General features: G+C 50.6%; 4 protein-coding genes. 3 read left to right on the top strand and 1 reads right to left on the bottom strand.

The features are described 5' to 3' along the window. The coding region (locus AQR02_RS33300) for a polysaccharide deacetylase family protein (protein ID WP_245237022.1) at window positions 1-276 on the bottom strand (276 nt) is incomplete at its 3' end. Window positions 277-467: 191 nt separating this feature from the next. Here AQR02_RS33300 and AQR02_RS01005 point away from each other — a divergent pair. The 3 genes from AQR02_RS01005 to AQR02_RS01015 all read left to right on the top strand — a co-directional run. Beyond that, complete coding sequence (locus tag AQR02_RS01005; protein WP_054938999.1) at window positions 468-1,877, top strand: deoxyguanosinetriphosphate triphosphohydrolase family protein; 1,410 nt, start codon at window positions 468-470, stop codon at window positions 1,875-1,877. A 370-nt stretch (window positions 1,878-2,247) separates the two neighbouring features. Continuing rightward, window positions 2,248-7,041 (top strand): glycosyl hydrolase, encoded by a 4,794-nt coding sequence (locus tag AQR02_RS01010; protein WP_054939000.1) that lies wholly within the window; start codon window positions 2,248-2,250, stop codon window positions 7,039-7,041. Between the two features lie 225 nt (window positions 7,042-7,266). After that, window positions 7,267-8,554, top strand: a 1,288-nt coding sequence (locus tag AQR02_RS01015; RefSeq protein ID WP_082451536.1) for a methyl-accepting chemotaxis protein, incomplete at its 3' end; no start/stop codon positions are given.

Raw genomic sequence — 8,554 nt, forward strand, 5'->3', positions numbered from 1 at the left:
AGCAGCGATTTTTTTGCCGATGGCAAAGAAGGTGCATTTGGCGTTGAAATCATGCAGCACATTGAGAATTTGAGTGGTTTCCGTCGGATCTGGACCGTCGTCGAAGGTTAAGGCGATCACCTTTTGACTGGTTGGCACTTCCCAGATCATATCCCCCTTCTGCTCATAATAATAGCGGTTTTTGACATCTGAACGGGCCAGCAGCGGGCTTGAGCAGCCGAGCAGCAGCACCAGTGCAGTGAGTGTCACGGCGGAAATACGGCAGCTTGTTTTCATGGGTGTCTTCACTCCAACCCGGACCCGCCTATGGAGAAGCGGGCTTTTTTTACTTTAGAATGCACCAGGACTGCGGAGAAATATTCACTATGTACCGGAAGGAATGTATATTTCTATTTTTGAGTGAAAGTTTTGCGGGAAATGACTTATAATGTAGTACTAAATACAGAAACAGGTTAGGGGCAGCGGATATGACACTTATTGAGAAAAGAGAGCATCGGCAATATCCGGAAATTACCCGTCTGGAAACGTCACGAGCCGCTTATGAGCGTGATTATTCACGCCTGATCCATTCGCCGACTTTTCGCCGGCTGCAAGGTAAATCACAGGTGTTCGGCGCCGGAACCGGCGATTATTACCGGACGCGGCTTACCCATTCGCTGGAGGTAGCGCAAATCGCCCGGGAAGCGGCTAAAAGCCTTCTGCGCTCCTACCCGGAAGTGGAGACAGGACAAGCGGATAATCCGGGCCTGGTCATTGATCCGGAGGTGGTAGAATGTGCCGCGATCGCCCATGATTTTGGGCACCCGCCGTTTGGGCACAAAGGGGAAGAGGTGCTCGATAATATTTTGGAGCAGCTCATTGCTAAGAAGGCGGCTGAAGAAGCGCTGAAGTCAGGCGCGGGTCCGGTACAGGAGCAGATCATCCACGGGAATATGAAAAGGCAGTATGAGCATTTTGAAGGTAATGCGCATAACTTCCGTCTGATTATGTTTCTTGAGAAGCGCGAGAATATAGACGGCCTGAATCTTTCGGATGCCGTGCTGCTTGGGATCAACAAATATCCGTTTCCCGGCACGGTGCTTAAGAAAGGAATGTATCTGTCCGAATGGAACTACATTTCGGAGATCCGCGAGGCGTGGGGGGTTCCCGCAGGCAAGAAGACGCTGGAAGCCCAGCTCATGGATCTGTGTGATGATATCGCCTACTCTGCGCATGATCTGGAGGACGGGATTAAGGCGGGTAAAATCGAGGTGCATGAACATTTCATGCATGATGCCTACATTCAGCGGCTGATCGTAGAGAAAATCACGACGCTGGAGGATTCCTTCTGGAATGGCTGGAAGCCCGAGGCCATCCATACGAAAGTCGAAGAAGTATTAAGTGATTTCCTTCGGGTCTGGATGGAAAAGATGCCAACCTGCGAAAATGATTATTCCCGCACCCGCCGTGAAGTTAAAGCTTACTGGGTCAGCACCTTTGTCGCCAGTCTGGGAGTTATCCATGACGGAGACTGGAAGAAGGTTACCTTTATCAAGGATGGCAAAGAGGACGAGGACATGCTGCGGACGGTCAGTGTGCTCAAAAGCTTCGCCTGGGTCACCATGATCCGTGATCTGCGCGTGCAGCGCCTGCAAAAACGCAGCGAGTGGATTTTGCGGCGGCTATGGGGAGCGTTCAATGATCCGGAAACCTCGAAGGCGATCATTCCGAGCGACTGGCTGCAGCGCTTCGAGAAGGATCAGCGGCAGGCCAAGCCGATCTGGACCTGGGAGCATATGGTGATTGATTATATCGCCGGGATGACGGATGCGTTCGCCGAGAAAATATACAATGAGCTGTATGGTTTGAAGGTAGGATCGATTTACGATTTGGATTAGAAAACCGAACCGGACCCGTTAAGGGTTCCGGTTTTTTTCTGTTTTTTCTGGTCTTGGCTTTTCTTTTCTGGTGCTGGTTTTAGTTTTCTGGTCTTATATTGTGTTTTTGTTATTATTTTGTTATTGCTAAAACGGGGCCTTTGGAATTACACGATATAATCGAAGTTGATGTTATTGATCATAATAAACCCTTATTTATAAGGGTTTTATCGAAATACAACTTATCTTAAATTTTTTATATTTTTAACTGCAACGATTATTGTTTTATAAAAAGTTATTGTTTAATTATTATTTTAGTGCTACTATTACCAAGAAGTTATTGGTGTGATTTATTAATTTGAAAGCACTTACACAAAAGGAGGATGAGGTAGTGAAGAAATTTAAAAAGAGTTTCCTGCTATTCCTGACGGCCATCATGCTGTTTTCACTGGCTGCACCGGCACTTGCCGGCAGTAACGCACAGGAGAAGCTGGATACGCATTGGGCGAAAGAGAGCATTGGGAAGTGGCGCGGGAACGGCGTCATTCAGGGCTATCCTGACGGGTCCTTCAAGCCGGATAATCAAGTTACCCGTGCCGAGCTGGCAAGCATCATCAATAAGCTGTTCGGGTTCAGCACACCTTCGGGAACCCCGTTCTCGGATGTGCCTGCCGGAGCCTGGTATTTCAGGGATTTAGCCATAGCGAAGCAGGCAGGTTATTATAAAGGGTTCCCGGATAATAAAGCGAAAGCGGATACACAGGTAACCCGTCAGGATGCTGCAGTGCTCCTGGCCTCTGTATTCTCGCTTACCTCCGCTAACGGAGGAATTACAGCGCCATATACAGATGGTGCGGCTATCAGTGCCTACGCTGCAGAAGCTGTTCAGGCGCTGAAGGGCACGATAAACGGCTATCCCGACGGCTCTTTCCGTCCGGATCGTCCGATCACCCGAGCAGAAGCTGTCAGTATCATTGACAGGTTGATCAGCGGCTACTATAACATGGCTGGAACATTCACAGGCGGCGATATTACCGGCAATGTACTGGTGAACCGCAGCGGAGTGGTATTGAAGGATACGAGGGTTTCCGGCAACCTGTATTTGGCTCCCGGAATCGGCAGCGGTGAAGCTGCGCTGGATAATGTAACCGTACAGGGATCGGTGTATGTCTCCGGCGGCGGTGAAAATTCAATTCATTTCAAAAATTCGAAGCTGGCGGTTGCCCAAGTGAACCGGCCGGACGGAAAGGTACGTATCGTTGCAGAAGGAAATACGAGTATCGGACGTTTGCTGATTGAAAGCGCTTCTATTATAGAACTCGAATCCGGCGCAACAATTACAACTGCGGTAATCGGCAATAATGCCCAGGGTACGGCGGTCAGCGGCAAAGGAGCGATCGGCAGACTTGAGGTGCTTGCTTCCTCCGTCAGCTTAAACGGCAAGACGCTGGCACAAGGCAGCTACACTGTGAAGGATGGAGCCGCTTCGGCAGAAGGCACTACGGCCGGCAGCACTGCAGGGAGCAATCCGGGCAGCAGCGACGGAACCGGCGGAACCGGCGGCAGCGGTGGAGGCGGAACCGAAACGCCGGAAATCCAAATCGTGGATACCGCAGCAACTCCGGCTACGAAATCCTTATTTGCTTATCTGGATGAGATGAGCGGCAAGCAGACGATGTTTGGGCATCAGCATGACACCACCGTCTCTATAGCCGGCAAAGATACGAATGGCAGCGTAATCTCCGATGTATACAGCTCTACCGGCGACTATCCGGCGGTATTCGGCTGGGATACCCTTTCCCTGGACGGCTATGAAGCGCCTCCTGGAGTCAGCGGGAATTATGAAGCCAGCCGCTTAGGGCTTACTGCAGCAATGAAGCATGCCCATGAGCTTGGCGGCATCTTGACGCTGAGTACGCATCCTTATAACTTTGCCACTGGAGGAAGCTTCAATGATACAGGGAACACTAAGGGGGCAACAGCATCCGTAGTTGCGCGGATTCTGCCGGGCGGTGACAAGAATGCTGATTTCAATACGTATCTCGACCGGATCGCGAATTTTGCCAACAACCTGAAGGATGATAACGGCAGCCTGATTCCGGTACTGTTCCGTCCGTTCCATGAGCAGAACGGCGGATGGTTCTGGTGGGGAGCGGCAACGACAACCAAAAGTGAATATGCTGAGCTGTACAGATACACCGTGGAATACCTGCGGGATGTCAAAGGCGTACACAACTTCCTGTATGTATTCTCGCCAAACGGCTCGTTCAACGGGAATGAAAATGAATATTTAACTACCTATCCGGGAGATCAGTATGTGGATATTCTGGGGATGGACCAGTATGACAATAAGGACAATGCCGGCTCTGAGGCTTTTCTGAACGGGCTTGTCAAAGATTTGAAGATGATCTCCGGGCTCGCCCAGTCGAAGGGGAAGATTGTTACCCTCTCAGAATACGGCTACAGCGCCGCCGGGATGAAGACCACCGGTAACAACGAGCAGGCATGGTTCACCAAGGTGCTGAATGCGATCAAGGCAGACCCGGATGCGGCAAAAATCTCCTATATGCTGACCTGGGCCAACTTTGGTGAAGGCAATAATTTATATGTACCGTACAAAAATGTGCCAAACAAGGCAGATCACGAGCTGGTGGGTGATTTCGTCAATTTCTATAAGGATTCTTATTCGGCGTTTGCCGGCGATATCAAAAATGACAATAAATACAGCCGTGTAGTAAATGCTGCAGCGAAGCAGCCCTTCCTGCATATTGTTTCTCCGAATAATGTCGGTACGGTCACCGAGGCCAAGACGGTCATCCGCGCCAAGGCGGCGAATTTTATTCCTGCCAAGGTTACCTACACTGCAGGGGGGGCTGCTGCCGAGACCGAAATGACGCTCGGTACGGACGGTTATTATTCCGCAGTCTGGCAGCCGGAAGCAAGCCTGAACGGTACAACGGCTGACATCACGGTAAAGGCATACGGAACAGGAAATGTGCTGCTTACACAGAGCATCTCTGTATTTGTGAAGATTAACGAAGCTCTGGTAAAAGAAATCCTCTTTAATACAGCAGCCGATGCCGGTCTGATTCAAAACAATGGCACCTGGTCCGGCCTGGCAGGCAACGGGGAGACCATTAAGATGGAGCTTCAGCATGCGGTACTGGCCGGGGACGGCAAGCTTGCAGTCAACATCTCTGGCGGACTGTCTCCCGAAGACACCTGGCAGGAGCTGAAGCTGCAGCTTACGCCGGCGGCTCTCGAAGGTGTTAATTTAGCCAAAGTCAGCCGGGTGAAGCTGGGAGTGCTGATTCCCGAAGCGGCGCAAAATGAATCCGGAAATACTGCGGTCCGGACCGTTGTGCAGCTGCCTGAGGACTGGAACACCAAGTATGGCATGGATTCCAGCTACAAAGCGTTGTCCGCTCTGGAGAAAGTGACAGTTGACGGTGCCCTGTATTACAAATATGACGCGGTTGTAGAGTTGGATAATGCTGAGAAATCGGCAGCCGCTACGGGTCTGGCGATCTCCATTGTTGGCAGCGGACTTGTCTCGGAAGGCATGCTTCCGGTTTACGTAGACGATATCGGTCTATATAACAGCTACACAGCGCCGGTGGCCGACAATGCGCTGGTGGATGATTTTGAATCCTATGGCTCCAGCAGCGAGGCACTTGCGGCTAAGTATCCAAAAGCCGGCGGTGATGATATCAGCGCTGCCTTAAGCACCGAACGCAAAAATTCCGGAAGCTACGGCATGAAGCTGCAGTACAGCCTGAACAGCCAGAAATATGCCGGGGTTGGGAAAAGCCTTGGCTCGCTCGACTGGTCTGCTTATAACGCAATCAGCCTGTGGGTGGCATCTGATGGCAGCGGCTCCTATGCGGAAACGGGGAAACCGCTTAAGCTGGTTGTCCAGCTTGTGATTGACGGCGGATACTTCGAAGCTTATCCGGTCATCACCCCGGATCAGAACGGAAAGGTCGTCCTGAGCCTTAAGAATCTTACAGAGATGAGCTGGGGCAAAGGCGGTGCACTGACCGAGGAAAGACTGAAGCAAGTACAGAGCTTTAATCTTTATGTGAATTCCATGGACGGCCAGGCGCATGAAGGTGCACTCTATTTTGACGATATCCAGGCGGTGTATGATCCGGCAATGCCTGATCTGTCCGGTGAGGACGGAGGAGAGTCCGGAGGACACGCACCAGGTGTGCTGTACAAATTCAGCAGCGCTGAAGATATTGCCGGCTGGGTAACAGCAAACGGGGACAGCGCCAAAGCGAAGGCTCCGGCGTTTTCGGAAGAAGAGCAGGCTGCAGGTGTGGAGTTCGATCTGGTCAATACAGGTCAGAATGCAGACGGCAGCTATAAGCAGTCCTTTGAGCTGGCGGTTGATCCGGTTAAGCTGAATCTGAGCGGGCTGGATACGATACACGCCAAGGTTAAGCTGTCAGCCGGCACGGCCAAAGCCCGGCTGTTCATTAAGACGGGAGCTGGCTGGACATGGTCAGACAGCGGGACACCTGTAGCGGTAGACTCCAGCGGGTATAAGACACTGACGATTTCACTTCCTGCCGCAGCCGAAGCAGCGGGTGTAGATCTGACTGCCGTAAAGACCATCGGTATCAAGATTGAAGATATTGCTAACAGCGGGGGAACGTCGAACCTGTTCCTGCAGGAGATTGCGCTGGCTGCTGCAGTTCCTGACCTCTATTACGGGTTCGAAGGCGGAACAGACGGCTGGGCCGCGACGGCTGGCACTGCCACGGTATCCAAGGCTGTTTATGCGGAAGGCAGTCAGTCTTTAGGACTGGATTTCACTTGGACGGGTGCGGGTTCGTCACTTGAAGTGTCAAAGACCGCCAATCTGGATCTAAGCTCCTTCAGTGGAATTACCGCCAAAGTGAGAGTGGTATCAGATAATCCTAATGTGCAGGTCAAACTGTATTTGAAGCTGCGCGGATATACCGTTTGGCTGGATTCCGGGGCGAAGACGGCAGCCGGAACAGGGTTCACGGAGTTCACTGTTGACTTCAATGATATCTACAATGTGTACGTAAGCAGCGGAGCGGAGTTTACACTGGATGATCTGAAGCAGGTAAATGCTGTAGGTATTCAGCTGATTACCCCCTCTGAAGCCGGAAATGCAACGGTTTATATTGATGATGTGAAAGTTTTGCAGTAAAGGTATTCCGGTTTGTTTAAGGTCCCGGGGCTCTCTAGGTTGAGAGTCCCGGTTTTTTTTGCAGCAAATGAATGAGTCCCGATTAAATACCTTACATCGCCTAAATATATCCCTGGAATCTGCCGAAATATAGAGTGTAATCCATCGTTTTGCCCTTTTGTGAAAAATGAAAGCAATCGATATGAATTACATGTAAGGTTTTCGGAAAATAGAGGGGGCACCTATATGGGACAAAATCGGAAACTAAAGGAATTGAAGGAATCTGTACGAAAGCATGGGAGTGGAATAAAGAATGTTATTGCTAACAGCAACAGGAGCATTGGTGTAAAGATAGCTTCAGGCTACGTGGCCTTAGCGATATTGGTTTTAATTATTGGGGGGGCTTCCCTCTATCAAATGAACATCATGCAGAAGAACACGGGCAATATTGTGGAGAATGTGATTCCTGCACTGGATCAGGTACATAAGATCAATTATTACATGGAGCATATTATGGCTCTGAGCATGCAGCATATTTTGACTACTGACAGTGCAGAAAAAACAAAGCTGGAAGAACAGCGGAGTCAGTTTATCCGAAAAGCAGCGGATGCGATGAAGAGCTACAGGCAGTCAGTTAGCGACAAAACACGGCTGCAGCAACTGACAGCGCTGGGTGATAAATGGGAAGAATATATGACCATCAATAATCAGGCGATTAAGCTCAGCAGCTCAGGGGATGAGGATCTTGCACTTGAGGTTTCCCAAAAAGGAATAGCCGCCTTCAATGCCATGCAGACCGATTTAGGTGCACTCGTAGACTACAGCCAGAAGGAAGCTAGGCAAGAGGGGAGTCATTCCGTTCAAACGTTCCATACCTCGATTACAATAAATATTGTGATCATTGTGCTGGTACTGGTGGTCATAGGCCTAATCAATATGGTGATCCGCAAGACGATGATTAACCCGCTTAAGAAAGTAACCGCCCATTTGCAGCGGATTGCAGGCGGTGATTTGACCTCAGAGGATACTTTTATCGTTAATGAGGATGAGATTGGCCTGCTGGCGAAAACGGTAAATGAGACGAACCGCACACTTCTGGAGATCGTTAACCAGATCCGCCATGTCTCTGGGATTATCGCCAGCCAAGGGGAAGAACTGGTACGCACGGTTTCGGGTACGAAGGAAGGAAGCAGCCAGATTGCCCTTACCATGGAGGAACTGGCCAAAGCGTCAGGAAGCCAGGCGGAAGCCGCGGTGGATGCCTCCAAAGCTGTCGATGACCTGAACAGGCTGATCGGAGACATTGCCGGAAAAGGAAATGAGCTGCTGCTTCACTCTGAGCAGGTTCGTTCCAAAGGTGACCGGGGCAGACAGCTGATGGATAGCTCAGTGGCGCAGATGGGCCAGATCGCAGAGGCTGTATCTCAGTCCATGGAGACGGTAGAAGAACTGAACCGCAAGAATGAAGGCATATTCCGGCTGGTCGGCTCCATCCGCAATATTTCTGAACAGACCCATTTGCTGGCCATCAATG

This window comes from Paenibacillus ihuae (genome assembly GCF_001368795.1).
In the GTDB taxonomy this organism is placed as follows: domain Bacteria; phylum Bacillota; class Bacilli; order Paenibacillales; family Paenibacillaceae; genus Paenibacillus_AQ; species Paenibacillus_AQ ihuae.

Coding starts and splice junctions, on each gene's coding strand:
- AQR02_RS01005 (WP_054938999.1), top strand. CDS start 468: ATGACACTTATTGAGAAAAGAGAGCATCGGCAATATCCGGAAATTACC.